This window comes from Rossellomorea sp. NS-SX7 (assembly GCF_052828565.1).
Window position 1 is genome coordinate 4,050,001 of sequence record NZ_CM128249.1, and the last position, 24,956, is coordinate 4,074,956.

Genomic DNA, 24,956 nt, shown 5'->3' on the forward strand with positions numbered 1-24,956 from the left:
CCCGAAACCAGGTGATCTACCCATGTCCAGGATGAAGTCCAGGTAACACTGGATGGAGGTCCGAACCCACGCACGTTGAAAAGTGCGGGGATGAGGTGTGGGTAGCGGAGAAATTCCAATCGAACTTGGAGATAGCTGGTTCTCTCCGAAATAGCTTTAGGGCTAGCCTCATGTGTAAGAGTCTTGGAGGTAGAGCACTGTTTGGACTAGGGGCCCTCATCGGGTTACCGAATTCAGACAAACTCCGAATGCCAAAGACTTATCCATGGGAGTCAGACTGCGAGTGATAAGATCCGTAGTCGAAAGGGAAACAGCCCAGACCACCAGCTAAGGTCCCAAAGTATACGTTAAGTGGAAAAGGATGTGGAGTTGCTTAGACAACCAGGATGTTGGCTTAGAAGCAGCCACCATTTAAAGAGTGCGTAATAGCTCACTGGTCGAGTGACTCTGCGCCGAAAATGTACCGGGGCTAAACGTATCACCGAAGCTGTGGATTGACACCTCTAGGTGTCAGTGGTAGGAGAGCGTTCTAAGGACAGTGAAGTCAGACCGTAAGGACTGGTGGAGTGCTTAGAAGTGAGAATGCCGGTATGAGTAGCGAAAGATGGGTGAGAATCCCATCCACCGAATGCCTAAGGTTTCCTGAGGAAGGCTCGTCCGCTCAGGGTTAGTCGGGACCTAAGTCGAGGCCGATAGGCGTAGACGATGGACAACAGGTTGATATTCCTGTACCACCTCTTTTCCGTTTGAGCAATGGGGGGACGCAGGAGGATAGGGTAAGCGCACTGCTGGATATGTGCGTCTAAGCAGTTAGGCTGATGATGAGGCAAATCCCATCATCGCGAAGGCTGAGCTGTGATAGCGAGCGAATTATAGTAGCGAAGTTCCTGATTCCACACTGCCAAGAAAAGCCTCTAGCGAGGAAAAAGGTGCCCGTACCGCAAACCGACACAGGTAGGCGAGGAGAGAATCCTAAGGTGAGCGAGAGAACTCTCGTTAAGGAACTCGGCAAAATGACCCCGTAACTTCGGGAGAAGGGGTGCTCTTTGAGGTGCATAGCCTCGAAGAGCCGCAGTGAATAGGCCCAGGCGACTGTTTAGCAAAAACACAGGTCTCTGCGAAGCCGTAAGGCGAAGTATAGGGGCTGACGCCTGCCCGGTGCTGGAAGGTTAAGAGGAGTGCTTAGCGCAAGCGAAGGTGCGAATCGAAGCCCCAGTAAACGGCGGCCGTAACTATAACGGTCCTAAGGTAGCGAAATTCCTTGTCGGGTAAGTTCCGACCCGCACGAAAGGCGTAACGATCTGGGCACTGTCTCAACGAGAGACTCGGTGAAATTATAGTACCTGTGAAGATGCAGGTTACCCGCGACAGGACGGAAAGACCCCGTGGAGCTTTACTGTAGCCTGATATTGAATTTTGGTACAGCTTGTACAGGATAGGTAGGAGCCTTGGAAGCCGGAGCGCCAGCTTCGGTGGAGGCGTTGGTGGGATACTACCCTGGCTGTATTGAAATTCTAACCCGCGCCCCTTATCGGGGTGGGAGACAGTGTCAGGTGGGCAGTTTGACTGGGGCGGTCGCCTCCTAAAGAGTAACGGAGGCGCCCAAAGGTTCCCTCAGAATGGTTGGAAATCATTCGCAGAGTGTAAAGGCACAAGGGAGCTTGACTGCGAGACCTACAAGTCGAGCAGGGACGAAAGTCGGGCTTAGTGATCCGGTGGTTCCGCATGGAAGGGCCATCGCTCAACGGATAAAAGCTACCCCGGGGATAACAGGCTTATCTCCCCCAAGAGTCCACATCGACGGGGAGGTTTGGCACCTCGATGTCGGCTCATCGCATCCTGGGGCTGTAGTCGGTCCCAAGGGTTGGGCTGTTCGCCCATTAAAGCGGTACGCGAGCTGGGTTCAGAACGTCGTGAGACAGTTCGGTCCCTATCCGTCGTGGGCGCAGGAAATTTGAGAGGAGCTGTCCTTAGTACGAGAGGACCGGGATGGACGCACCGCTGGTGTACCAGTTGTCTTGCCAAAGGCATCGCTGGGTAGCTATGTGCGGAAGGGATAAGTGCTGAAAGCATCTAAGCATGAAGCCCCCCTCGAGATGAGATTTCCCATCACTTTATGTGAGTAAGATCCCTAGAAGATGACTAGGTAGATAGGTCAGAGGTGGAAGCATGGTGACATGTGGAGCTGACTGATACTAATCGATCGAGGACTTAACCACAAAGAGTCATTTTAAATGAACACAAGCGGCAATACCGGTAATCTTGACATCAATCCTTTATCTAGTTTTGAAGGAACAAACCTTCAATTGAATATTCGTCTGGTGATAATGGCGAAGAGGTCACACCCGTTCCCATGCCGAACACGGAAGTTAAGCTCTTCAGCGCCGATGGTAGTTGGGGGCTCTCCCCCTGTGAGAGTAGGACGTCGCCAGGCAAATAGATAAAACAGCTCAGTGTTGGGCTGTTTTTTTGTGTTTTTGAAGAAAATGGTCAGCAGCACGTTAGATTTTGATCCTGGATGGCCATAGTTCAGGAGTTAAAAGTGGGTATATTATCAAAACTGACAAACATATTATCAAAAACACGAATTTATTATCAAAGATCCGAATATATTATCAAAACCCCATTCCGCCCCATTCGAACGTCTGCCTCCATGTCGATCACCGATCCATGTCCGTTGCCAAATCCGCCCCTCCTGCAATCACGCCACCACTCCATTCCTGGCCTCACCACCCCCAACCTAATCATCATTCCGCCAGCCAATCACTTTTTCCAAACTTTTTTAGAAAGACAAACACAGACTGGGCGCATTCTACATAAGATAAAAGTACACTTGATAATTCTGTTAGTTTAAAAGTTTAAAATACTGTATACAATTGGAGCACTCTGGGCACAATAGATTGTATGGAGGTGGAGATCCTTATGATGAATGCAGAGCGTAAGGCGGTTGAAGAGCAGTGTATTGTGTGTCAAAGTGAGAAGTCGGTCGGAATCCATCTATACACTTCGTTTATCTGTACGGAATGTGAACGGGAAATGGTACAGACGGAGACGAATGATCCGGTGTACAAATTGTTCGTCCAGCGATTAAAAAAAGTGAATACCCCTCAAATTTATTCATAACCAGGTGATAGACAGCTTGGTTATGATTTTTTTATAATGATAAGAAAGTAGAACGTAATTAGATACGAGAGATGACCAGCTCCGGCGCCCAGCCCCTCGAGACGTTTCACCCCGGCCAGTGATGTCAAAAACCGACATCACTGGCCGTGGCTGATCAAGGTGCTTGCGCTTTTCTTCGTTTAAGAAGGAAAAAGTATGGTACGATGAAGATTGATATTTGTGGTGAGAGAGAGGGGTAAACATGAAGTACGATCAAGCCAAAACGCCTCTTATTGAAGCGATTGAAAGACATCATGAGATGGATCCCATTTCGTTTCATGTTCCTGGCCATAAAAATGGTTTATTCATAGATGAAAAGGACAAGCAGTTTTTTTATAAAAGTGACCTGACGGAGCTTAGCGGATTGGATGATCTTCATGATCCGCATGAAGCGATAAGGGAGGCTGAGTTATTGCTCAGTGATTTGTATGGAAGCAGGAAGAGTTATTTTCTGGTGAACGGCAGTACGGCTGGGAATATAGCAGCTATACTGGCATCATGTTCTCCGGGAGATACTGTACTGGTCCAGCGGAACTGCCATAAGTCAGTGTTGAATGGGATGAAGCTGGCGAGAGCAGTACCTGTCATAATAGAAACAGAGTGGGATGAGGAAGGAAAGGTGCCGACAGGGGTCACCACGGAGTCTATCAGGGAGACGTTAAAGGCTTTTCCGGATGCAAAAGCTTGTGTGCTCACTTATCCAACATATTATGGGATGACCTATGATGTAGAAGCGGTCATCACTGAATTACATCATCATGGAGTTATATGTATCATTGATGAAGCGCACGGCCCGCATTTTCTGTTAGGGGAACCATTCCCTGCGTCTGCACTTGCGTTAGGAGCGGATATCGTCATTCAATCCGCTCATAAAATGCTTCCTGCCATGACGATGGGTTCTTATTTACATATAGGGACCAGGCGGGTCAACGAAAGAAAGATCACGGAATACTTATCGATTCTGCAATCAAGCAGTCCTTCTTACCCGATTATGGCATCGCTTGATTACGCCAGGTCGTACGTTGGGACGATGACAGAACGCGATATAACAAAGAATTTGGCCGAGATCGACGGATTCGTCCAGGCGTTGACGAGCATTCATGACGGACTCTCGGTGAAGCGTACAAATGATCCGTTGAAGCTTCTCCTTACCATGAAGGGGAAGACGGGGTACGAGCTTCAGCAGCAGCTTGAGAAACAGGGCATCTTTTGTGAGCTTGCAGATCCTTACTATGTTCTTCTGATCCTGCCTTTAATGAAGGAACACATCTCCTTCCCTTATAAGGAGGCAGCAGAACGGATCTATGAAGCGTTGAAAGATGAAGAGGTTCCGGAACAAGCGGGAAACGGAGATAAGATAGAAAGAAAGAATCTGCTGCATTACACGGCACTTGCATTAACTCATGCAGAAATGGAAGATAGGGAAGAGAAGTGGATACCATTAACCGAAGCTGAGGGGGAGATCTCGGCACGAATGATCACTCCGTATCCCCCGGGAATTCCATTGTTGATCCCTGGTGAAAGAATTTCAGGGGATACAATTGTGAGATTGAAACAATATTTGAAGAATAATGCGAACATACAGGGAGATCACCGCTTGGATGAAAACCTTGTATGTGTGTATCGATAGATGGAGGGTACAGAAGAATGAAACAAGGACGATTTATTACAGTCGAAGGCCCTGATGGCGCGGGTAAGTCAACGATTCTAAAAAAACTCTACACCAAACTCGTCGAAGAAGGCCATGACGTCGTGCAAACAAGGGAGCCGGGTGGCATTTCCATTGCAGAGCAAATCAGAGAAGTGATTTTGAATAAGGAAAATACGGAAATGGATATTCGAACAGAGGCATTGTTGTATGCCGCTGCAAGACGCCAGCATCTCGTTGAGATTGTCATACCTGCACTTGAGAAAGGTTCCATTGTGATTTGTGACCGGTTCATTGACAGTTCACTCGCCTATCAGGGGAATGGCAGGGGCATCGGGATGACAGAAGTAATGAATATCAATCAATTTGCGATCGAGGATAAAATGCCTGACCTTACACTATACTTCGATATTTCCCCAGAAGAAGGGTTGAAGAGAATCGCACGCCATGACGGCCGGGAAGTAAACCGGTTAGACCTTGAATCTCTTGATTTTCACGAGAAGGTTTACGAGGGTTATCAATCTCTTATCAAACAATATCCTGACCGGATCAAGGTTGTCGATGCCAGCAAAAGTAAAGAAGAAGTATTCAAAAAGTCATATGACATCGTAAAAAAATTTATAGGGTAACAATGAAAGAAGGCAGCTTCTATTTAAGACGAAATGAGTCCATTATGAAGTTGTCTTTTTATTACAACTGGGATGTCAGCCCAGCCCATTTATTGATATAATAGAAGGAAGTATATGTCTTCGAAACGGAGGAAAGCCACAAATGAAAGTCATTATGGCGGTTGTTCAGGATAAAGATAGTAATCGTTTGTCTAATGCATTGATGGAACACAATTTTCGTTCGACAAAACTTGCAAGTACCGGAGGATTTCTAAAGTCAGGGAATACGACATTCATCATCGGTACTGAAGATATCCGTGTAGATAAAGCCTTACAGGTGATCAAGGATAATTGCCAATCCCGTGATCAATTGGTTGCGCCTGTTTCCCCGATGGGAGGAAATGCAGACTCGTATGTGCCTTACCCGGTTGAGGTCGAGGTAGGGGGAGCCACTGTGTTTGTCCTTCCGGTCGATCAGTTCCACCAGTTTTAATCAAAGGAGTTTAAGGTATGAAGATCAACCAGGATACCCGTGTGTCTTTAGATAAACTTCAAAAGGAAAGCAAGGCAGCAGGGACTAGCCAAGTGAAATTCGGTCAGCTTGTCCAAAAGCATGATCAGAAAATGCAGATGGAGCAGTTGAATAAGCTTCTAGTAACGATTGAGGATGCAGGAAGCCGGCTGGCGAAATCCAGAACCTTCAAAGATCTTGCAAAATATAAAACACTGGTTAAAAAATTTGTACGAGAAGCTGTGGATTTCGGCATGGATTTGAAACAATCTCATACATGGAATCAATACGGCGAGGGAAGAAAGCTTAATATCGTGGAAACCGTCGATAAGCAGCTTGTCGAATTGACCGAAGCGGTTATGGACAAAGAAAAGAAGTCTATCGACGTATTAGGAAAAATCGGAGAAATAAAGGGATTACTGATTAATCTCTATATGTAAGTGAGTGGTCGACATGAAGTTTGAAGAGATACAATCGTTTCAGCCTGTGGTGCTGCAGATGCTTCAAAACAGCATAGTGAAGGACCGTGTTGCGCATGCCTATCTGTTTGAAGGTGAAAAAGGCACACGGAAAAAGGAAGTGAGCATGCTCTTTGCAAAAGCCCTGCTGTGTGAAAACCGCCGGGACGGCAAAGCATGTGAAGAATGCAATAACTGCAGGCGTGTCAATAATGGAAATCATCCGGATCTTCATCTGGTGGAGCCGGATGGCCTTTCGATAAAAAAAGAACAGATCAAGTTGCTTCAAGAGGAGTTCTCCAAAACAGGGGTTGAATCGAAGAAGAAGATTTATATTATTGTTCATAGTGATAAAATGACCGCCAATGCTGCAAATAGTCTGCTGAAGTTCCTCGAAGAACCTTTGGCGGATACGACGGCGATCCTTATCACTGAAAATATTCATAGAATGCTGCCTACCATTCTTTCAAGGTGCCAGACGATTTCATTCAAACCGCTTCCGAAAGAGCATCTGACCAGGCAATTGATGGAAGAGGGCATGCAGCCGCATATGGCAGCTTTAGCTGCAAATTTGACGAATCGCTATGAGGAAGCTGTAGAAATATGTCAAAATGAGTGGTTTGCACAAGCAAGAATAATAGTGTTAAAATTATATGAAGTCCTCCAGAAAAGTCCCTTCCAAGCAATGGTGAAAATTCAAGAGGATTTTGTACAGCACTTCAAAGAAAAAGATCAAGTTGATCGAGCATTAGATCTTTTACTTCTAATATATAAAGACTTACTTCAAATCCAGTTAGGAAAAGAAGAACAGCTCGTCTATCCGGACCAAAAGGAAGTATGGAAATCAAACGCACTTCAAGTATCGACAAACCGTCTTTCTACTAGTATGACGGCCATACTTGAAGCAAAACGTAAGTTAAACGCCAATATGAATTCTCAGCTGCTGGTAGAACAGCTTATGCTAAAACTGCAGGGGTGATGGTCCTTTGTACGATGTTGTAGGAGTACGCTTTAAAAAAGCGGGAAAAATCTATTATTTTGATCCCGGTGAACTGGATGTCCAGAAGAACAATTATGTGATTGTTGAAACCGTTCGCGGGGTTGAATTTGGAAAAGTAGTCGTAGAAAGAAAGCAAGTCGGTGAAAATGATGTAGTGCTGCCTTTGAAAAAGGTGATTCGTATCGCGGATCAAAAAGATCGTTTAACAGTGGAAGAGAACAAATCTTCTGCAGAGGAAGCCTACAATGTATGTTGTGACAAAATCAATCAGCATCAATTAGATATGAAATTAGTAGATGTAGAATATACATTTGATCGTAATAAAGTCATATTTTATTTTACCGCTGATGGGCGTGTTGATTTCCGGGAGCTGGTGAAAGACCTGGCCTCTATTTTCCGTACACGCATTGAACTTCGTCAGATTGGCGTTCGTGACGAAGCGAAAATGCTGGGTGGTATCGGTCCTTGTGGCCGTATGCTTTGTTGTTCGACCTTTTTAGGAGATTTTGAACCGGTATCCATCAAAATGGCGAAGGATCAAAATCTATCCCTTAATCCTACCAAAATCTCAGGGCTTTGCGGCCGCTTAATGTGCTGTCTAAAGTACGAAAATGACGAATATGAAGCAGCCAAGGAAGAATTGCCTGATATAGGTGAAGTGATTAAGACACCTCACGGGAAAGGTAAAGTGGTAGGTCTTAATATTCTTGAACGTGTTCTTCAAGTCGAAATCAAAGAAGAAGAACGTGTATTGGAATTCACTTTAGATGAAATAATGAACGTAGGTGCCGTATCATTCCAAGCCACAGAGTAACGGGGTGTAGTGTCGTGGATAAAAAAGAGTTCTTTGATTCAGTCAGCAATATGGAACAGCAGATTGGTGATCTATACAATCAATTAGGCGAGCTTAAGCAATGCCTGGCACAAATGCTTGAGGAGAATAATGCCCTCAAGCTTGAAAACGAACATTTGCGCCGAAGACTGGAACAGACGGAGAACTCACCGAATAAGGGTCAATCAACAGGCGATGCGGGTACGACGAGCGAGTCAGACTTAGAAGATAAACAACTGGATATCGGGGAAGGATACGATAATCTTGCCCGACTTTACCAGGAAGGCTTCCATATTTGCAATATCCACTTTGGAAGCCCGCGCAAAGACGAGGATTGCTTGTTCTGTCTGTCTTTCTTAAACAAGAAATAAAGAAGAACCTGTAATGCCTAGAATAAGATAAATGATGAAAAGGGCTGATCCATTCAGAAGGGATTGGTCCTTTTTGTTGAACAAGCGGAGGAAACACATGGTTGTATTAAAAGACGATGAAAGACTGGATTATCTGCTGGCAGAAAATATGAGAATCATTCAAAGCCCGTCGGTATTTTCCTTTTCCCTGGATGCCGTATTGCTTGCACGCTTCAGTTATCTGCCTTTGAAAAGAGGGAAGGTGGTTGATCTTTGTTCCGGAAATGGAATCATCCCGCTGCTTTTGAGCGCACGGACAAACGTTGAGATCACCGGGGTGGAAATCCAGGAGCGTCTGCTAGATATGGCAGAGAGAAGCATTCAGTATAATGGCGTGCAGGATCAGGTAACGATGAAGCTTGGAGATGTAAAAGAAATAAACAAACTGCTTCATCATTCTCATTATGACGTGGTGACGTGCAACCCGCCTTATTTCGAAACCGTCCCGACTTCCATTCAAAACCTGAATGAACATTATACCATCGCGCGCCATGAAGTTCTCTGCACCCTGGAAGACACAATCCAGGCTGCAAGCTACCTGCTGAAGCAAGGCGGGAAAGCCTCTTTCGTACACAGGCCGGGAAGGCTGATGGATATTTTGTCCCTGATGAGGAAGCACCGCCTCGAACCGAAGCGGATGAGGCTCGTCTACTCGAGGCAGGGAAAAGAAGCCAATACGCTCCTGATCGAAGGAATCAAAGATGGCAAACCAGATTTGAAGATCCTACCGCCTCTATTTGTCTACAGTGAGAACAACGAATATTCACGGGAAGTTTATGAAATGCTTTATGGTAAAGAATAATCCCAGGAGGTGAAAGCATCATGAACCAGCAAAAAAGCTACCAGGAGAGCGATAAGGGAAGCCTTTATCTTGTTCCCACTCCTATTGGGAATCTGGAAGATATGACATTTAGGGCGATACGCATCATGAAGGAAGCCGATGTCATTGCAGCGGAGGATACAAGAAATACGAAGAAGCTGAGCAACTACTTTGAAATCGATACACCGATCATCAGTTATCATGAGCATAACAAGGAATCGAGCGGTCCTAAGCTGATTGAGAGAATGGAACAAGGAGAAACAGTTGCCCTTGTCAGTGACGCAGGTATGCCTTCCATTTCTGATCCCGGCTATGAACTGGTGAAAGCAGCTATAGAACACGATCTATCCGTCATTCCTCTTCCAGGGGCAAATGCTGCATTGACAGCTCTGATCGCTTCCGGCTTAGCTCCCCAGCCGTTTTATTTTTACGGGTTCTTACATAGAGGAAAGAAAGAGAAGCGTGCTGAATTAGAAAGGCTTCGTCCCTTGAAAGATACGTTTATCCTATATGAATCACCACATAGACTGAAGGAAACACTCAAAGAATTGCATCAAGCCCTCGGCAGTCGGCAGATTGTCATATGCCGTGAATTGACAAAGAAATTCGAAGAATTTATCCGCGGTCCTTTAGAAGAGGTATTGAAGTGGGCTGAGACCGGTGAAGTAAGAGGGGAATTCTGTTTACTGATAGAGGGAAATAAGCAGCAGGAAGAAGAAGTACATGAAGAATGGTGGACGAACTATTCCTTACAGGATCATGTTCAATATTATATAGAAGAAAAAGAAATGTCCTCTAAATTGGCGATTAAAGAAGTTGCCAAAGTAAGAAACCTTCAGAAGAGAGAAGTGTATCAGGCATTTCACGTAGAGAAAGAATAGAAAAAGGGCTGAGTGTTTAGACTCAGCCCTTATATTTATATCAAATTAAGATTATTTTGCTTGAAAAGAATCTTGGATTTCTTTAATTAATTGTTCTGCACCTTCACGGCTAAGAATTAATTTACCGTCAGCAAGCTTGATGTTGTCATCAGAAACTTCACCAGTGATTTGGCAAGTCATGCTTGGCTTGTATTTCTTTAAAATGATTCTTTCGTCGTCCACGTAGATCTCAAGAGCATCTTTCTCTGCAATGCCAAGTGTACGGCGAAGTTCGATTGGAATAACGACACGACCTAATTCATCAACTTTTCTTACAATACCTGTAGATTTCATATTATTTCTCCTCCAGAAATGTTTTATTTTATCTCTCTAGTTAGTAGTTCGTCAATATTCGACAATTTTCTGTTTCTGGTAATATCATACCAACGTTTTTCTCTATCGTCAATAATTAAATTTGTAAATTATTTAAAATAACTTACATCGAGAAAGTTGATATGACAAGCTTTACGGTGTGTTGTAAATAATTGTATTACCAATTTAATATTATTGTAATCAAAAGAAATTTGTCGAAAAATCTTTATGTGGACAATAATTCGACACAAGTCGACAAATTTCACCTATGATTTCGACATCACCTGAAGGATGTACAGTGCAGTTGCAGAAACACTATATTTTAGGTATATTTTGATGAGATAAGAGGTTAAGATAATAGGTAAGACAATAGAATAAAAATCCACTATATACCATTCGGACACGGTTGAATGTTTATGTGGGCACTTTAGAAAGAAAAGAGGAGGAAGCGAAAGTGGAAGAAAAATTGAACACCTTCTATATTACAACACCAATCTACTATCCAAGTGGAAATTTACATATTGGCCATGCCTATACGACGGTGGCCGGGGATGCGATGGCTCGTTATAAAAGAATGCGCGGATTCGATGTAAGATATTTAACGGGTACTGACGAGCACGGACAAAAGATCCAGCGTAAAGCGGAAGAGCAGGGTGTAAGCCCTCAAGGTTACGTAGATGATATCGTCAGCGGCATCAAGGATTTGTGGGGAAAATTAGACATCTCCTACGATGATTTCATCCGTACAACGGAAAAACGTCATAAAGATATCGTGGAAAAGATTTTCAAACAATTGGTCGATCAAGGCGATATCTACCTTGATCAATATGAAGGATGGTACTGTACACCATGTGAATCCTTCTTCACTGAAAGACAGCTTGAAAATGGAAACTGCCCTGACTGCGGACGTCCTGTCGAAAAGGTAAAAGAAGAATCATACTTCTTCAAAATGAGTAAATACGTGGACCGTCTTTTGGCTTATTATAACGAAAATCCTGAATTCATCCAGCCTGAGTCTCGTAAGAACGAGATGATCAATAACTTTATCAAGCCCGGTTTGGAAGATCTGGCTGTATCAAGAACCACTTTTGACTGGGGTGTAAAGGTTCCGGGTAATCCCAAGCATGTTATTTATGTATGGATCGATGCGTTATCGAATTACATCACCTCATTAGGTTACGGCAGTAATAATGATAAGAACTATCTAAAGTACTGGCCGGCAGATGTTCATTTGGTAGGGAAGGAAATTGTCCGTTTCCACACAATCTATTGGCCGATCATGTTGATGGCATTAGACCTGCCGCTGCCTAAAAAGGTATTTGCCCACGGCTGGCTGTTGATGAAAGACGGTAAAATGTCCAAGTCTAAAGGAAATGTGGTTGATCCGGTCACTCTGATTGACCGATATGGTCTTGATTCATTGCGTTACTACTTATTAAGAGAAGTTCCATTCGGTTCTGACGGGGTATTCACTCCGGAAGGATTTGTTGAACGCATCAATTTTGATCTTGCCAATGATCTCGGTAACTTGTTGAACAGGACGGTTGCAATGATCAACAAGTATTTTGACGGTGTCATCCCTGCATATGTTCACTCAAATGGCGAGTTCGATCAGAACCTGTTAGACATCAATAAAGAAACGGTGAGCAAGTACGAAGAAGCAATGGAAAACATGGAGTTCTCGGTTGCATTATCCAGTCTGTGGCAGCTGGTGAGCCGCACAAATAAATATATCGATGAAACACAGCCTTGGGCGCTAGCGAAAGAAGAAGACAAGAAAGCCGAATTGGGAAGCGTAATGAGCCATCTGGCAGAGTCCCTTCGCAGGGTTGCTGTGCTTTTACAGCCGTTCTTGACCAGAACACCGAAGAAAATCTTTGAACAACTGAATCTCCACGATGAAAAACTTCAAACGTGGGAAAGCTTAGAAGAATTTGGTGCAATCCCTGAAGGAACGGAAGTGGTTAAGAAAGGTGAGCCGATCTTCCCGCGCCTTGATCTTCAGGAAGAAGTTGACTATATCAAAGAGAAAATGCAGGGAAGCCAGCCTGCTCAAGAAGAAAAGTCCGAAGTTCCGGCACCTGAAGAGAGTGAAGAAATCACGATTGATGATTTCATGAAAGTAGAGCTAAGAGTAGCTCAAGTAGTGGATGCCGAACCTGTAAAAAAAGCGGATAAACTGCTGAAAATCCAACTTGATCTCGGGTACGAAAAGAGACAAGTGGTATCGGGAATCGCCAAACACTATAAGCCGGAAGAGTTAGTCGGCAAGAAAGTCATTTGCGTAACAAACCTCAAGCCGGTCAAACTACGCGGAGAACTCTCTCAGGGAATGATCCTCGCAGGAGAAGAAAATGGAAGTCTTTCCCTGGCGACCGTAGATCAAACATTACCAAACGGTACAAAAGTAAAATAATAAAGAACAAAAGGATGTTCCACGTGGAACATCCTTTTGTTATATCAACATAATATTTACCGGAAGATTGCATAAAAGAATGAGTTATTATCGATTATAGATATTATATAGAGATAACAAGAGGGGAAGATGAGATCAAATTATTTTAGAATTCACCCTAAAGTCTATACAATGAACAGAGAAAGTTAATAATAAAGGTGACAGAATAGAAATTAGCCTTATCCAGCTATTGATTGGAGTGCGAGACGAAGACTCCTGCGGGAAAAGTAGCAAATGTGAGAACCCGCAGAAACGAAGTGACGAGGAGGCTCACGGGCTACCCGCGGAAAGCGAAGTCTCGCACGGAGATCAATAGCGGTATTAAAAGGTCTGCCAAAGTAATTACTAACACGCGGTAAAGCAATAAAGTAAATATTTTCACATCCATCCATAATTTGTAACCTAATTGTTACGTTACTGAGATGCTTGTTACTCACTTTTATAATAAAATTATTTTTAATACGAGGAGTGTCACACATGTTATTTGATACACATGTTCATTTGAATGCTGAACAATACAATGAAGATCTCGAGGAGGTACTTTCAAGAGCAAAGGAAGCAGGAGTAGGAAGGATGGTTGTCGTCGGCTTTGACCGTCCTACCATCGAAAGAGCCATGGAACTGGTGGAACGATATGATTTTCTATATGCAAGCGTAGGCTGGCATCCTGTAGATGCAATTGATATGAAAGAGGAGGATCTTGCTTGGATAGAAGAACTTTCCTCACATCCTAAAGTAGTCGCCCTGGGTGAGATGGGCCTCGATTATCACTGGGATAAATCACCGAAAGACGTTCAGAAAGAAGTGTTCAGAAAACAAATTCACTTAGCGAAAAAAGTGAAACTGCCGATCATCATACATAACAGGGAAGCGACTCAGGATATTGTCGATATCCTTCGGGAAGAAGGCGCTGAAGAAGTAGGCGGAATCATGCACTGTTTCAGCGGCAGTCCTGAGATCGCACAGGAATGTGTAGACATGAATTTCTATATTTCACTTGGTGGACCTGTGACATTCAAGAACGCGAAGAAGCCAAAAGAAGTAGCCCAGGAGATTCCAATGGAAAAGCTTCTCATCGAAACGGACTGCCCGTATCTTGCCCCTCATCCGAACAGAGGGAAAAGGAATGAGCCTGCTTATGTGAAGCTGGTGGCGGAGCAGATTGCAGAATTGAAAGGCATCTCCCTGGAAGAGGTAGAAAAGATTACAACCGAAAATGCAAACAAATTATTCAACATAAACTGACATCGAATGTTGTCGAGAATTGAGAGGGCTTGTCCAATTATTTAATGAAAACAAAAAGTTCTACATAGCTTTTGCCTTTCATAGGATAACCATGTCGATAACTCTCTCTTTTCTTTTTCTCTTATTTTCTGCATAATATGTCCTATGTTCCCCGGTTTTCAATATTTTGCTAGATTAAGAAAAAAGAAGCAAGGGTTGACACTCTCTGGAATACTCTATATAATCACTCCGAGAAAAGGAGGCGTTTTTCATGAAGTATAAAAACATGAAAAGCCTGTTTTCCAAGTCTTTGAGTCGAAGGAAATGGATCGCTGCAATCGCAACCATTGCAGCATCAGCAGCTGTTTTCGGAATTCTTTTTTATGAAGGTTCCAAGAACACTGTAGCATTGACCCTAGACGGCGAGCAAAAAGAGATAAGAACGCATGCAAACACAATTCAAGATATATTAAAAGAATTAGAGATTTCAACCCGCTCAGAAGACTATTTGTATCCCTCGGGAACAACAAAGGTTACAAATAACATGAAGATTGTTTGGAAACCGGCAAAACAGGTAGAAGTATCAGTAGGCGATCAGAAGAAGAAAATCTGGACCAACGCTGATACCGTTAAAGAGTTACTATCAGAGAACGAGATAGACATAGGGGAACATGATAAGGTTCAGCCAGACTTATCTGAAAAGATCAAAGGGGACATGAAGATTACCATTGATGAAGCCTTTCCACTTCAACTCGTGGATGGAGGCAAAAAGCAAAAGGCATGGTCCACTTCGACTACGGTCGCTGACTTTTTAAAGCAACAGGGAATCACACTCAAAAAAACCGATCGCGTTGAACCTGGTTTAGACAAAGTGGTCAAACCAGATGATATCATCAATGTCGTTCGAGTTGAAAAAGTCACCGATGTAGTGGAAGAGACAACTGACTTTACGGTTGTTTCTCGAAAAGACTCAAACCTTTCCAAAGGCAAAGAAGAAGTTGTGCAGGAAGGGAAAAACGGTCTTATTGAAAAGAAATTTGAAATCGTCAAAGAAAATGGAAAAGAAGTTTCCAGAAAGTTAGTCAGTGAAAAAGTGGTAAAGGATAGTCAGGATAAAATTGTGAACGTCGGAACAAAAGTCCTCGTTGCCCAGGTTTCACGTGGAAGCTCGTCTTCCGCTTCAGCTTCGGCTTCACCAGAGAGCGGCGGCAGGGAATTCTATGTGAGCTCCACAGCCTATACTGCGTCATGTAATGGATGCTCAGGCTATACAGCGACAGGGATCAACCTTAAAGCGAACCCGGGTATCAAAGTCATTGCAGTCGACCCTTCTGTCATTCCATTAGGCACGAAAGTATACGTTGAAGGTTATGGCTATGCCGTGGCAGCTGATACAGGCGGTGCAATCAGAGGAAATAAAATCGATGTTTTCTTTGCTTCCAAGTCGGATGCGTACCGCTGGGGAAGAAAAACGATAAAAGTAAAAATATTAGACTAAGGGCAGGGGTCTTCTCCTGCTTTTTTTGTTTTTAGAAAAACGGTTAACAGACCTTTTTGTATAAGCGTTCAAAGAATTTAGTTATAATAAAAATAATGAGCTCTACTGATTAGACGAACGTAACTAAAAATAAGTTTCATTTTTTTTGGAGGATTTATGAAAATAAAAGAAATCATTGTGGTGGAAGGCAAAGATGATACGACAGCGATCCAGAGGGCTGTATCAGCCGATACGATTGAAACAAACGGCTCTGCGGTTTCTGCTGTCACGATTGAAAAGATAAGGCATGCCCAGGAAAAAAGAGGGGTCATCATCTTCACAGACCCCGATTTCCCAGGTGAACGAATCCGGAAGATTGTTAGTGAGTCCGTTCCGGGATGCAAACACGCCTTTGTTCATAAGAAAGATGCCCTCCCAAAGGCCGGGAGAGGGATTGGGGTAGAGCATGCTTCTCCAGAAGTGATAAGGGAAGCCCTCCGGGAAGCTCATATGATCGAAGATGACGGTGAAGAAATCATTACAAAGGATGACCTGGTCACAGCCGGGCTGATCGGAAGTCCGAAGTCAAAGGATAGAAGAATAGCACTTGGTGAGAAGCTTAGAATCGGATACACTAATGGTAAACAGCTTCATAAGCGTTTGATGATGTTCAATATCCAGAAGGATGAATTCAAGCGTGCGTTAATGGAAATTATTCAGGAGGAAACTAATGCATAAAGATATTGCCACCCCGCTGCGTACAAAAGAGATACTGGAGAAATACGGATTTTCTTTTAAAAAGAGCCTCGGTCAGAATTTCCTGATCGATCCCAATATCCTACGTAATATAACAGAACATGCAGGCCTCTCAAAGGACACTGCAGCCATAGAAATCGGACCGGGCATCGGCGCCCTTACAGAGCATCTTGCCCGCACGTCGGGCAAGGTAGTCGCATTTGAGATCGATCAGAGACTTATCCCGATCCTTGGCGATACTCTGTCACCGTATGACAATGTGAAAATCATCAATGAGGATGTTTTAGAGGCGGATGTAAAAACGATCATCCAGGAAGAATTTGAAGGGTATGAAGATATCATGGTCGTGGCCAATCTTCCTTATTATGTGACCACGCCCATCATCCTGAAGCTCTTGATGGAACGACTGCCGATCAGGGGAATCTGTGTCATGCTCCAGAAGGAAGTCGGCGACCGGATTTCGGCCAAGCCAGGAACAAAGGAATACGGATCATTATCGATTGCGATTCAATACTATACAGAAGCGGAAATGGTCATGACAGTGCCGAAGACGGTCTTTATGCCGCAGCCGAATGTGGATTCTGCTGTGATCCGTTTGACGAAGAGGGAGAAGCCCCCGGTGGACGTCATTGATGAGGATTTCTTCTTTACGGTGACCCGTTCTTCCTTCGCACAGCGTAGGAAAACGATACTGAACAATCTGACCAGTCAGCTGCCTGCGGGAAAAGAGAAGAAAGAATACATCTTAGAAGCGTTATCAAAGGCGGGAGTGGAGCCTTCGAGAAGAGGGGAGACCCTGAGCATACAGGAATTTGGCGCGTTGAGTGATGCGCTATATCCACACTTTAATTAAATGACCGAATGTTTATGAACTGTCTTCTGAAATCATGGGAATGATTTCGGGAGGCGGTTTTTTTAGTTTATTTTTCGTTTGTATATTCCATATTTTGAAAAAATCAGCATATATCTGATTTTTTTCAGTATAAACGAAAAAAATTACGCATAAATCTCAAAAAGTCAGCATAAATTGAATTTTTTACTCATAAGTCTGGAAAAGTCAGCATAAATTGAAACATTGATGTCCAAAAAGGACGGGAGCAACTATTTCGGTTCATCGCCCATCAGTTTTCATCTTGCCTGGTTCAGAAAAATCCATTTCTACGACCAAATGAGAAAGATATTGTCATGTTCATTCTTAAGATGCCGGAAAAACCATCCTGTTCCGCAGCCAAAGGTCCGCCTTTTCAACATAGACTGCCTTCACTGGAGTCCCCTGGATTTACATACACCTAACACCCGTATCCTGCATAGGTTATCAAAGGGAGAAATTACTTATGAAAATTTGAACGCGAAAGAGGGCGTACGGGGCGTAAGAAAGATTCAGGTAGCGTCAGCCCTTTATTTGCTTTTTCCTCAATGAATGCAAGTCCATGGGAGTGACGGATGTGAAAATCGAAATCAATGATGTCGTAGGTCGTCTTTCGTATCAGTGTGATATCTTGTTCAGAGTCATTGATATTCGCATGTTGGACGGAGAGAGAACGGCAGTGCTTTACGGGGAAGATTATCGATTAATAGCGGATGCTCCTTTTCATGATTTGAAGAAGATGGACCCTAGAGAGCAGGATCGGATCATTCAAGAGTTTCGTTCTAAAGAAGAACAGTCTTTTGATTTGTTCCGACAGGATATTGAGCTCCTTAAGCGAAAGCAAGAATACAAAGTGACGAATGCTTATAGAGATGAGTTTAACTATTTCCAGGTTCCCGGTAAAGTTCTTCATCTTGATGGAGATCCCAGCTATTTACGAAAATGTCTAGATCTTTATGAGAGAATCGGAGTTCCAGTGAAGGGTGTTCATTGCAGTGAGACAGAAATGCCAAATGAAATCGGCCCCCTCATTGATAAATACAGACCGAATATAGTCGTTATAACGGGTCACGATGCCTATTCCAAAGCAAAGGGCTTAAAGTCGGATATAAATGCTTACCGGCATTCTAAATATTTTGTGCAAGCGGTAAAGGAAGTGAGGAGGAGATATCCTCACTTGGATCAGCTCGTCATATTCGCAGGAGCCTGTCAGTCCCATTTCGAATCCTTGATTCATGCTGGTGCAAATTTTGCAAGTTCGCCGTCAAGAGTCAACATTCACGCCCTCGATCCAGTTTATATTGTAGCGAAGATCAGTTACACCGCCTTCAAGGATTCCGTCAATGTATGGGATGTCATCCGGAATACGTTGACAGGGGATAAAGGACTCGGAGGTGTGGAGACGAAAGGTGTGCTGCGGACGGGAATGCCCTATAAAATCGTCGAAGAAGAGGAATAGAAACATTTCGACATAAAGACTGAAACCTTGCAATCACACCATGAATTGCGGGGTTTATTTTTGTCCTTCTGGATAGGCGGATATCCTTTTTTCAAAGACGCAAATAGAACGAAAACACCTTCAAAACACTCTTATGAAGGGGGGATGCTTTCCCGCTTAATGCGGTTCATATGGGTAAAATCTCCATGATGAAAATAGTTTACATAATTTATCAATTACCAGGGAAAGGTAATGTTGTAGAAAAAACGTATTTTTTGTTGAATAAAATATATTGACAGGTATTTAAATTTCTTGTTAAAATAATAAATTTATTTGACTTAAATTACATAATGTGTTATAATTTTATACAGTGAGGTGGAAGCGAAATGCCAAAAACATTAGCCGACATTAAAAGATCCCTTGATTCGAATCTCGGGAAACGTTTAATGCTTAAAGCAAACGGTGGACGTCGAAAAACAATTGAGCGTTCAGGTGTTCTAGCCGAAACGTATCCTTCTGTATTTGTCGTACAGCTTGACCAGGAAGAGAATGCGTTTGAACGAGTTTCTTACAGCTATGCAGATGTTCTCACTGAGACAGTTCAATTAACATTTTATGATGAAGCAACAGGAAGTATCATCTTTAGCCAGCAGTGAACAAATTGTTTACTGCTTTTTTATTTGCCTAAAAAAGTCCGTTTTTCGCCTTTTTTTGAATTTAAAGGGTAAGGATAGTACCTTTTATAGGCATGTTAAAGCATATAATATTAATTCTAAACGGATCCAGCTGTTGATTGGAGTGCAAGACGAAGACTCCTGCGGGAGAAGTGGCCAATGTGAGAATTGTCTAGCTCCGGCGGCTAGAGGCTCGAGGTCATAAGTCAAGCAAGCCAAAAAGGCAAAATGCGCCTTTCCGGCTTGCTCGCCTTATGCTTGTCGCCTCTAAGCGAGCCTCCTCCGCTTTTCGACCCCGCAGGCAAAGCTAAAGGCTCACGGGTCACCCGCGGAAAGCGAAGTCTTGCACTGAAATCAACAGCGGTATATAAACCGACACCAAAAAAACCTTCAAAAATTGGTTTTCACACCCTAGTAATGTTTTATCCATCCCAACACATATTAAACATATGGTACATCCGAAGGGGGAAAAACAATGAGCAGAAGAAGAGGAATCATGTCTGATCAATTAAAAGAAGAGCTTGCACAGGAGCTTGGGTTCTATGATGTTGTTCAGAAAGACGGCTGGGGAGGCATCACATCACGGGATGCCGGGAACATGGTGAAGCGCGCCGTGGAACTCGCCAGCAGTCAGCTGGCAGCCAGGAACAGCCGATAGTTCTTTTCTTTTAGGAGTAGTTAACCTTTTATCGTACCAGTACAAGGATCATCCCATTTGGTTCACACGGGATGGTCCTTTTTAACATAGCGGCTTTTCTATTGTCTGTTAACGTGGTAAAATATCATATTTGAATGAGTATCTTAAGATGATGACACTTCGGCAAGAAGTGTATGATACAATAAGTGAAAAGAGTATGGTAAGAAGGTGATGAAATGAGGTTATTAGTGAAGGCGCCGGCAAAAATTAACCTATCACTTGATGTTTTACATAAACGCCCCGATGGATTTCACGAGGTTGAAATGATCATGACGACCATCGATTTAGCAGATCGAATCGAACTCACAAGTCTTTCAGAAGACACGATTAACATTCTTTCTCATAATCGATTTGTTCCGGATGATGGGAGAAATCTTGCCTATCAAGCTGCGCAGTTGTTAAAGGATCGACTCAATATCAAAAAGGGAGTGGCCATCTCCATTGATAAGGTGATCCCTGTGGCTGCCGGATTGGCTGGTGGAAGCAGTGATGCGGCTGCTACGTTAAAAGGGTTGAACCGTTTATGGGATCTGGGACTTAGTTTGGACGAGCTGGCTGAGTTGGGGTCGGAGATAGGATCGGATGTTTCTTTCTGTGTTTACGGAGGCACTGCACTTGCAACGGGCCGCGGCGAGAAGATCGAACATTTACCTGCGCCTCCGAATTGCTGGGTTATTTTGGCCAAGCCGACCATAGGGGTTTCAACTGCTGATGTGTATAAAAACTTAAATGTATCAAACATTCAGCATCCAGATACGGAAGCTATGATCTCTGCACTCAATCGCGGTTCCTACAGTGATATCTGTGCAAATCTTGGGAATGTATTGGAATCAGTGACGCTGGACATGTATCCTGAAGTTGCCCAAATCAAGGACCAGATGGAACGCTTTGGAGCGGATGCGGTATTGATGAGCGGAAGTGGTCCGACTGTATACGGATTGGTGCAATATGAATCAAGACTTCACCGAATCTATAATGGGCTGAGAGGATTTTGTGATCAAGTATTTGCAGTGCGCATGCTTGGTGAATAAGTATTTGCTTAAATCCGTATATTAGTGGTATATTTACTTTATAATATTCGGATTTAGGAGGTAATTTTGGTGAAGTTTAAGCGTAGTGAACGATTGATCGATATGACTCATTACTTACTGGAGCGCCCTCACCAACTTGTACCTTTGACATTTTTCTCTGAGCGTTATGGTTCTGCCAAGTCCTCCATCAGCGAAGACTTGACGATTGTAAAAGAAACCTTCGAAGGACGCGGGATAGGAATTGTTCAAACGGTACCTGGGGCGGCAGGGGGAGTCAAGTATATCCCCAAGGTGAACAGCGGTGAAGCAGGAGAGGTAATAGAGGAGTTATGCCAGCACATGGAAAGCTCTGACCGCCTTCTTCCAGGGGGCTACTTATTCATGACAGATTTACTTGGCAATCCACTGCTCATGAAAAAAGTAGGGAAGCTCCTTGCCTCAGCTTTTGCTGAAAAAGAAATCGATGTCATTATGACAGTTGCCACAAAGGGGATTCCGATTGCGAATGCCATCGCATCTTACTTGAACGTTCCGGTCGTCATCGTCAGAAGGGACAGCCGTGTGACGGAAGGATCAACGGTCAGTATTAATTACGTATCCGGGTCTTCTAAGAGGATTCAATCGATGGTCCTTTCGAAGAGAAGCCTGAAAGAAGGATCGAAGGTACTGGTTGTCGATGACTTCATGAAAGCCGGGGGTACGGTGAACGGAATGAAGAACTTGCTGGAAGAATTCTCAGCGACGCTCTCAGGTATCGGTGTATTGGTTGAATCGGAAAATGCCGAAGAACGATTAGTGGATGATTATGTGTCACTATTAAAATTATCTGATGTAAATGAAAAAAATAAGCAAATTTCCTTGAAAGAAGGAAACTACTTTCAATCCAATCTGACATTCTTATCTTAAAGGGAGGCAGTTATGATGCGTGTTGTTTCTACAAATCAAGCACCTGCAGCAATTGGACCATATTCACAAGGGATCATCGTGAACAATTTATTTTACAGTTCTGGCCAAATTCCATTGACGGCTGAAGGCACAATGATTGAAGGGGATGTGGCAGCTCAGACACACCAAGTCTTTCAAAATCTGCAAGCTGTTCTGGAAGAAGCAGGGGCTTCACTTGAAACAGTAGTAAAAGCCACTGTGTTCATCAAGGATATGAATGATTTCGGTGCCATCAACGAAGTATACGGGGAATATTTCCATACACATAAACCAGCGCGTTCTTGTGTTGAAGTTGCCCGTTTGCCAAAAGATGCAGAGGTTGAAATCGAAGTAATCGCACTCGTGAAGTAATCTTCACGGGTGTTTTTTTATGCCAGGAAACTCTTGATAACGGCTTTTGTTTCATTATTAGGTCAAAAGAAACATAAAACGATTAAGTGAAAAATAAAATTTTTCAAAAAATTTTACATTTAAAGAAGGAATATCTAATGATTTCGTTGAATAAGTACAGTAGATTTCATCTAGGGAAAAAGGTGGTGAACAGAATGGAAGTTACTGACGTAAGATTACGCAGAGTGAACACCGACGGTCGCATGAGAGCGATTGCATCTATTACGCTGGATAATGAATTTGTTGTTCATGACATTCGTGTGATTGATGGGAACAATGGCTTATTCGTAGCGATGCCAAGTAAGCGGACTCCTGATGGGGAATTTCGTGATATCGCTCACCCGATCAACTCGGGTACACGCGGCAAGATCCAAGATGCCGTGTTATCAGAGTATCACCGTCTAGGTGAACTTGAAGAAGTGGAGTTAGAAGAAGCTGGCGCTTCCTAAAAGAATCTATTGCAACAAGAGCCTACTTCCACAGTAGTGCTCTTTTTTTTCTTTTCTTCCCAATACCCCAATGAATCCCTCTTAAAACCTCTTTTTGAAAAATATTTTCATTTTTTTAGTGAAAAGGTAAACTCTATACTATCTATTTAGTTATTGCTGACAGATTGTAAAAATCTAAAAAGTACACCTGCTCTTTTTATTATTACGGGTTACAGCGGTTGATTGGAGTGCAAGACGAAGACTCCTGCGGAAAGCGAAGTCTTGCACGGAAATCAAAAGCGGCTTTTAGAAGGGCAATCTATTTTTTATAAACAAAATTAGCGCTGCATACTATTCTTCTTTATCCTTCTTAATGAGTTACTATCGCCAAAATATTAGTTAACAAATCTATTACTTGACAAATATATGTATATTTTTCTCTATCCTTGAAATGAAAGAGCTTTTAGGATATATTCGTTATGGATAAAAAGGTTATTGGAGGACCAAAAATGACAAAACGATATGCCGTTATATTAGCTGCCGGACAGGGAACCAGAATGAAATCGAAGCTATACAAAGTTCTTCACCCTGTATGCGGTAAGCCTATGGTGGAACATGTGGTCGACCAAATTTCAACATTAAATATAGAAAAGGCCGTTACGATTATCGGTCACGGAGCTGATCTTGTGAAATCTCACTTGGAAGGCAAAAGTGATTTTGCACTTCAAGAAGAACAACTTGGTACAGCCCATGCGGTCATGCAATCAGAAGAGGTACTGGGCAATTTAGATGGTACAACTTTGGTTGTATGCGGAGACACTCCTCTTATCAAGGGAGAAACAATGGAGGCGCTTGTGAAGCATCATGAAGAACAAGGTGCAAAAGCAACCATTTTGACTGGTCACACAGACTCTCCTGATGGATACGGTAGAATCATCCGCAATGATTCAGGTTTGGTGGAACGCATCGTCGAACATAAAGATGCGTCAGAAGATGAAAGAAAAGTGAAAGAAATCAATACTGGTACGTACTGCTTTGATAATAAAGCATTATTCAATACGCTTAAGAAGGTATCAAATGACAATGTACAGGGTGAGTACTACCTGCCGGATGTCATTGAGATCCTTCAAACGGAAGGCGAGATCGTCAGTGCTTATCAAACAAGCGACTTTGATGAAACACTTGGAGTAAACGACCGCGTCGCATTATCTCAAGCAGAGACGACAATGAAAAAACGCATCAATGAACAGCATATGAGAAACGGTGTGACAATCCAGGATCCCGCCAACACATATATTGATGCGGGAGTGACCATCGGCAGAGACACTGTCATCATGCCGGGCACTGTGATCAAAGGGGATTCTTCAATCGGTGAGGATTCCGTGATTGGACCGAATTCGGAAGTCAAGGATTCAACAATCGGCGATCGCACGGTTCTGAAGCAATCTGTTGCACATGACAGCTCCATCGGATCTGATGTTCAGATTGGACCGTTCGCTCATATTCGTCCGGATTCAAGCATTGCGGATGAAGTGAAGATCGGTAACTTCGTTGAAATCAAGAAAGCCTCCTTCGGTAAAGGAAGCAAAGCTTCTCACTTAAGTTATATCGGTGATGCTGAGGTAGGAAGTGACGTCAATATCGGATGTGGGTCGATTACAGTCAATTATGACGGTAAGAACAAGCATCTTACACAGATTGAAGACGGTGTGTTCGTTGGCTGCAACTCCAATCTAGTTGCCCCTGTGAAGGTTGGGAAGGGTGCCTATATTGCAGCAGGTTCAACGATCACTGAAGATGTTCCGGGAGAGTCGCTTTCAATCGCAAGAGCTCGCCAGGTCAATAAAGAAAACTATGTAAAAAATCTTAATCATAAGAAATAAACTGGAGGT

At 43.3% G+C, this 24,956-nt stretch carries 24 protein-coding genes and 2 rRNA genes (1 of these 26 running past the window's edge); 25 read left to right on the forward strand and 1 reads right to left on the reverse strand.

The window, feature by feature from the left end; genetic code table 11:
- The 12 genes from ACUXV2_RS20040 to rsmI form a co-directional block, all read left to right on the forward strand.
- Positions 1 to 2,219 (forward strand): 23S ribosomal RNA (locus ACUXV2_RS20040); it begins 717 nt to the left of the window's first position.
- 98 nt (positions 2,220 to 2,317) lie between these two features.
- Positions 2,318 to 2,434: ribosomal RNA gene (gene rrf, locus ACUXV2_RS20045) — 5S ribosomal RNA — on the forward strand.
- A 488-nt stretch (positions 2,435 to 2,922) separates the two neighbouring features.
- Positions 2,923 to 3,123: a sigma factor G inhibitor Gin gene (locus ACUXV2_RS20050; RefSeq protein WP_231937995.1), complete on the forward strand. Its 201-nt coding sequence runs from the start codon at positions 2,923 to 2,925 to the stop codon at positions 3,121 to 3,123.
- 241 nt (positions 3,124 to 3,364) lie between these two features.
- Positions 3,365 to 4,792: an aminotransferase class I/II-fold pyridoxal phosphate-dependent enzyme gene (locus ACUXV2_RS20055; protein WP_446244883.1), complete on the forward strand. Its 1,428-nt coding sequence runs from the start codon at positions 3,365 to 3,367 to the stop codon at positions 4,790 to 4,792.
- A 17-nt stretch (positions 4,793 to 4,809) separates the two neighbouring features.
- On the forward strand, positions 4,810 to 5,439 hold the full coding sequence (tmk, locus tag ACUXV2_RS20060; RefSeq protein ID WP_446244884.1) for a dTMP kinase: 630 nt from the start codon (positions 4,810 to 4,812) through the stop codon (positions 5,437 to 5,439).
- Positions 5,440 to 5,581: 142 nt separating this feature from the next.
- Positions 5,582 to 5,911: a cyclic-di-AMP receptor gene (locus ACUXV2_RS20065; RefSeq protein WP_175989788.1), complete on the forward strand. Its 330-nt coding sequence runs from the start codon at positions 5,582 to 5,584 to the stop codon at positions 5,909 to 5,911.
- Between the two features lie 17 nt (positions 5,912 to 5,928).
- Complete coding sequence (locus tag ACUXV2_RS20070; protein ID WP_446244885.1) at positions 5,929 to 6,369, forward strand: YaaR family protein; 441 nt, start codon at positions 5,929 to 5,931, stop codon at positions 6,367 to 6,369.
- A 13-nt stretch (positions 6,370 to 6,382) separates the two neighbouring features.
- Positions 6,383 to 7,366: a DNA polymerase III subunit delta' gene (gene holB / locus ACUXV2_RS20075; RefSeq protein WP_446244886.1), complete on the forward strand. Its 984-nt coding sequence runs from the start codon at positions 6,383 to 6,385 to the stop codon at positions 7,364 to 7,366.
- A 7-nt stretch (positions 7,367 to 7,373) separates the two neighbouring features.
- Entirely contained in the window at positions 7,374 to 8,201 is an 828-nt protein-coding gene (locus tag ACUXV2_RS20080) for a PSP1 domain-containing protein (protein ID WP_446244887.1), read from the forward strand.
- A gap of 14 nt (positions 8,202 to 8,215) precedes the next feature.
- Positions 8,216 to 8,590: a DNA replication initiation control protein YabA gene (gene yabA, locus ACUXV2_RS20085; protein WP_446244888.1), complete on the forward strand. Its 375-nt coding sequence runs from the start codon at positions 8,216 to 8,218 to the stop codon at positions 8,588 to 8,590.
- Between the two features lie 97 nt (positions 8,591 to 8,687).
- The gene (locus tag ACUXV2_RS20090) at positions 8,688 to 9,431 is read left to right on the forward strand and encodes a tRNA1(Val) (adenine(37)-N6)-methyltransferase (RefSeq protein ID WP_446244889.1); all 744 of its coding nucleotides are present in this window, start codon (positions 8,688 to 8,690) and stop codon (positions 9,429 to 9,431) included.
- Between the two features lie 20 nt (positions 9,432 to 9,451).
- Positions 9,452 to 10,330: a 16S rRNA (cytidine(1402)-2'-O)-methyltransferase gene (gene rsmI, locus ACUXV2_RS20095; protein WP_446244890.1), complete on the forward strand. Its 879-nt coding sequence runs from the start codon at positions 9,452 to 9,454 to the stop codon at positions 10,328 to 10,330.
- A 51-nt stretch (positions 10,331 to 10,381) separates the two neighbouring features.
- On the opposite strand, the gene ACUXV2_RS20100 is transcribed toward rsmI, so the two are convergent.
- The gene (locus tag ACUXV2_RS20100) at positions 10,382 to 10,663 is read right to left on the reverse strand and encodes an AbrB/MazE/SpoVT family DNA-binding domain-containing protein (RefSeq protein WP_224878283.1); all 282 of its coding nucleotides are present in this window, start codon (positions 10,661 to 10,663) and stop codon (positions 10,382 to 10,384) included.
- Between the two features lie 472 nt (positions 10,664 to 11,135).
- On the opposite strand from ACUXV2_RS20100, the gene metG reads away from it, so the two are divergent.
- The 13 genes from metG to glmU all read left to right on the forward strand — a co-directional run bounded on the left by metG (position 11,136) and on the right by glmU (position 24,947).
- Positions 11,136 to 13,097, forward strand: a complete 1,962-nt coding sequence (gene metG, locus ACUXV2_RS20105; RefSeq protein ID WP_446244891.1) for a methionine--tRNA ligase — start codon at positions 11,136 to 11,138, stop codon at positions 13,095 to 13,097.
- A gap of 516 nt (positions 13,098 to 13,613) precedes the next feature.
- On the forward strand, positions 13,614 to 14,381 hold the full coding sequence (locus tag ACUXV2_RS20110) for a TatD family hydrolase (RefSeq protein WP_446244892.1): 768 nt from the start codon (positions 13,614 to 13,616) through the stop codon (positions 14,379 to 14,381).
- A 250-nt stretch (positions 14,382 to 14,631) separates the two neighbouring features.
- Complete coding sequence (locus ACUXV2_RS20115) at positions 14,632 to 15,858, forward strand: ubiquitin-like domain-containing protein (RefSeq protein ID WP_446244893.1); 1,227 nt, start codon at positions 14,632 to 14,634, stop codon at positions 15,856 to 15,858.
- 156 nt (positions 15,859 to 16,014) lie between these two features.
- Positions 16,015 to 16,575, forward strand: coding sequence for a ribonuclease M5 (rnmV, locus tag ACUXV2_RS20120; protein WP_446244894.1), 561 nt, complete (start codon positions 16,015 to 16,017; stop codon positions 16,573 to 16,575).
- Positions 16,568 to 17,446 (forward strand): 16S rRNA (adenine(1518)-N(6)/adenine(1519)-N(6))-dimethyltransferase RsmA, encoded by an 879-nt coding sequence (gene rsmA, locus ACUXV2_RS20125; protein WP_446244895.1) that lies wholly within the window; start codon positions 16,568 to 16,570, stop codon positions 17,444 to 17,446. Before rnmV ends, rsmA begins: the two co-directional genes overlap by 8 nt.
- Before the next feature lie 592 nt (positions 17,447 to 18,038).
- Positions 18,039 to 18,920, forward strand: a complete 882-nt coding sequence (gene yabG, locus ACUXV2_RS20130) for a sporulation peptidase YabG (protein ID WP_446244896.1) — start codon at positions 18,039 to 18,041, stop codon at positions 18,918 to 18,920.
- 365 nt (positions 18,921 to 19,285) lie between these two features.
- Complete coding sequence (gene veg, locus ACUXV2_RS20135; protein ID WP_064091133.1) at positions 19,286 to 19,555, forward strand: biofilm formation stimulator Veg; 270 nt, start codon at positions 19,286 to 19,288, stop codon at positions 19,553 to 19,555.
- Positions 19,556 to 20,048: 493 nt separating this feature from the next.
- Entirely contained in the window at positions 20,049 to 20,231 is a 183-nt protein-coding gene (locus ACUXV2_RS20140; RefSeq protein ID WP_446244897.1) for a small, acid-soluble spore protein, alpha/beta type, read from the forward strand.
- A gap of 215 nt (positions 20,232 to 20,446) precedes the next feature.
- On the forward strand, positions 20,447 to 21,301 hold the full coding sequence (gene ispE, locus ACUXV2_RS20145; RefSeq protein ID WP_446244898.1) for a 4-(cytidine 5'-diphospho)-2-C-methyl-D-erythritol kinase: 855 nt from the start codon (positions 20,447 to 20,449) through the stop codon (positions 21,299 to 21,301).
- A 69-nt stretch (positions 21,302 to 21,370) separates the two neighbouring features.
- Positions 21,371 to 22,207 carry a pur operon repressor gene (purR, locus tag ACUXV2_RS20150; RefSeq protein ID WP_446244899.1) on the forward strand — a complete coding sequence of 279 codons (837 nt, stop codon included), beginning with the start codon at positions 21,371 to 21,373 and terminating at the stop codon, positions 22,205 to 22,207.
- Positions 22,208 to 22,219: 12 nt separating this feature from the next.
- Positions 22,220 to 22,597: a RidA family protein gene (locus ACUXV2_RS20155; protein ID WP_446244900.1), complete on the forward strand. Its 378-nt coding sequence runs from the start codon at positions 22,220 to 22,222 to the stop codon at positions 22,595 to 22,597.
- Between the two features lie 194 nt (positions 22,598 to 22,791).
- Complete coding sequence (spoVG, locus tag ACUXV2_RS20160; protein ID WP_172255667.1) at positions 22,792 to 23,085, forward strand: septation regulator SpoVG; 294 nt, start codon at positions 22,792 to 22,794, stop codon at positions 23,083 to 23,085.
- Between the two features lie 488 nt (positions 23,086 to 23,573).
- On the forward strand, positions 23,574 to 24,947 hold the full coding sequence (gene glmU, locus ACUXV2_RS20165) for a bifunctional UDP-N-acetylglucosamine diphosphorylase/glucosamine-1-phosphate N-acetyltransferase GlmU (protein WP_446244901.1): 1,374 nt from the start codon (positions 23,574 to 23,576) through the stop codon (positions 24,945 to 24,947).
- Positions 24,948 to 24,956: the final 9 nt, after the last annotated feature.

What these genes read in the sequence shown, in the direction of transcription:
- spoVG (WP_172255667.1), top strand. Translation starts at nt 22,792, where the DNA reads ATGGAAGTTACTGACGTAAGATTACGCAGAGTGAACACCGACGGTCGC.
- ACUXV2_RS20070 (WP_446244885.1), top strand. Translation starts at nt 5,929, where the DNA reads ATGAAGATCAACCAGGATACCCGTGTGTCTTTAGATAAACTTCAAAAG.
- rnmV (WP_446244894.1), top strand. Translation starts at nt 16,015, where the DNA reads ATGAAAATAAAAGAAATCATTGTGGTGGAAGGCAAAGATGATACGACA.
- ispE (WP_446244898.1), top strand. Translation starts at nt 20,447, where the DNA reads ATGAGGTTATTAGTGAAGGCGCCGGCAAAAATTAACCTATCACTTGAT.
- ACUXV2_RS20155 (WP_446244900.1), top strand. Translation starts at nt 22,220, where the DNA reads ATGATGCGTGTTGTTTCTACAAATCAAGCACCTGCAGCAATTGGACCA.
- glmU (WP_446244901.1), top strand. Translation starts at nt 23,574, where the DNA reads ATGACAAAACGATATGCCGTTATATTAGCTGCCGGACAGGGAACCAGA.
- ACUXV2_RS20115 (WP_446244893.1), top strand. Translation starts at nt 14,632, where the DNA reads ATGAAGTATAAAAACATGAAAAGCCTGTTTTCCAAGTCTTTGAGTCGA.
- ACUXV2_RS20110 (WP_446244892.1), top strand. Translation starts at nt 13,614, where the DNA reads ATGTTATTTGATACACATGTTCATTTGAATGCTGAACAATACAATGAA.
- tmk (WP_446244884.1), top strand. Translation starts at nt 4,810, where the DNA reads ATGAAACAAGGACGATTTATTACAGTCGAAGGCCCTGATGGCGCGGGT.
- veg (WP_064091133.1), top strand. Translation starts at nt 19,286, where the DNA reads ATGCCAAAAACATTAGCCGACATTAAAAGATCCCTTGATTCGAATCTC.
- ACUXV2_RS20140 (WP_446244897.1), top strand. Translation starts at nt 20,049, where the DNA reads ATGAGCAGAAGAAGAGGAATCATGTCTGATCAATTAAAAGAAGAGCTT.
- ACUXV2_RS20055 (WP_446244883.1), top strand. Translation starts at nt 3,365, where the DNA reads ATGAAGTACGATCAAGCCAAAACGCCTCTTATTGAAGCGATTGAAAGA.
- rsmA (WP_446244895.1), top strand. Translation starts at nt 16,568, where the DNA reads ATGCATAAAGATATTGCCACCCCGCTGCGTACAAAAGAGATACTGGAG.
- ACUXV2_RS20050 (WP_231937995.1), top strand. Translation starts at nt 2,923, where the DNA reads ATGATGAATGCAGAGCGTAAGGCGGTTGAAGAGCAGTGTATTGTGTGT.
- ACUXV2_RS20090 (WP_446244889.1), top strand. Translation starts at nt 8,688, where the DNA reads ATGGTTGTATTAAAAGACGATGAAAGACTGGATTATCTGCTGGCAGAA.
- rsmI (WP_446244890.1), top strand. Translation starts at nt 9,452, where the DNA reads ATGAACCAGCAAAAAAGCTACCAGGAGAGCGATAAGGGAAGCCTTTAT.
- ACUXV2_RS20065 (WP_175989788.1), top strand. Translation starts at nt 5,582, where the DNA reads ATGAAAGTCATTATGGCGGTTGTTCAGGATAAAGATAGTAATCGTTTG.
- ACUXV2_RS20100 (WP_224878283.1), bottom strand. Translation starts at nt 10,663, where the DNA reads ATGAAATCTACAGGTATTGTAAGAAAAGTTGATGAATTAGGTCGTGTC.
- holB (WP_446244886.1), top strand. Translation starts at nt 6,383, where the DNA reads ATGAAGTTTGAAGAGATACAATCGTTTCAGCCTGTGGTGCTGCAGATG.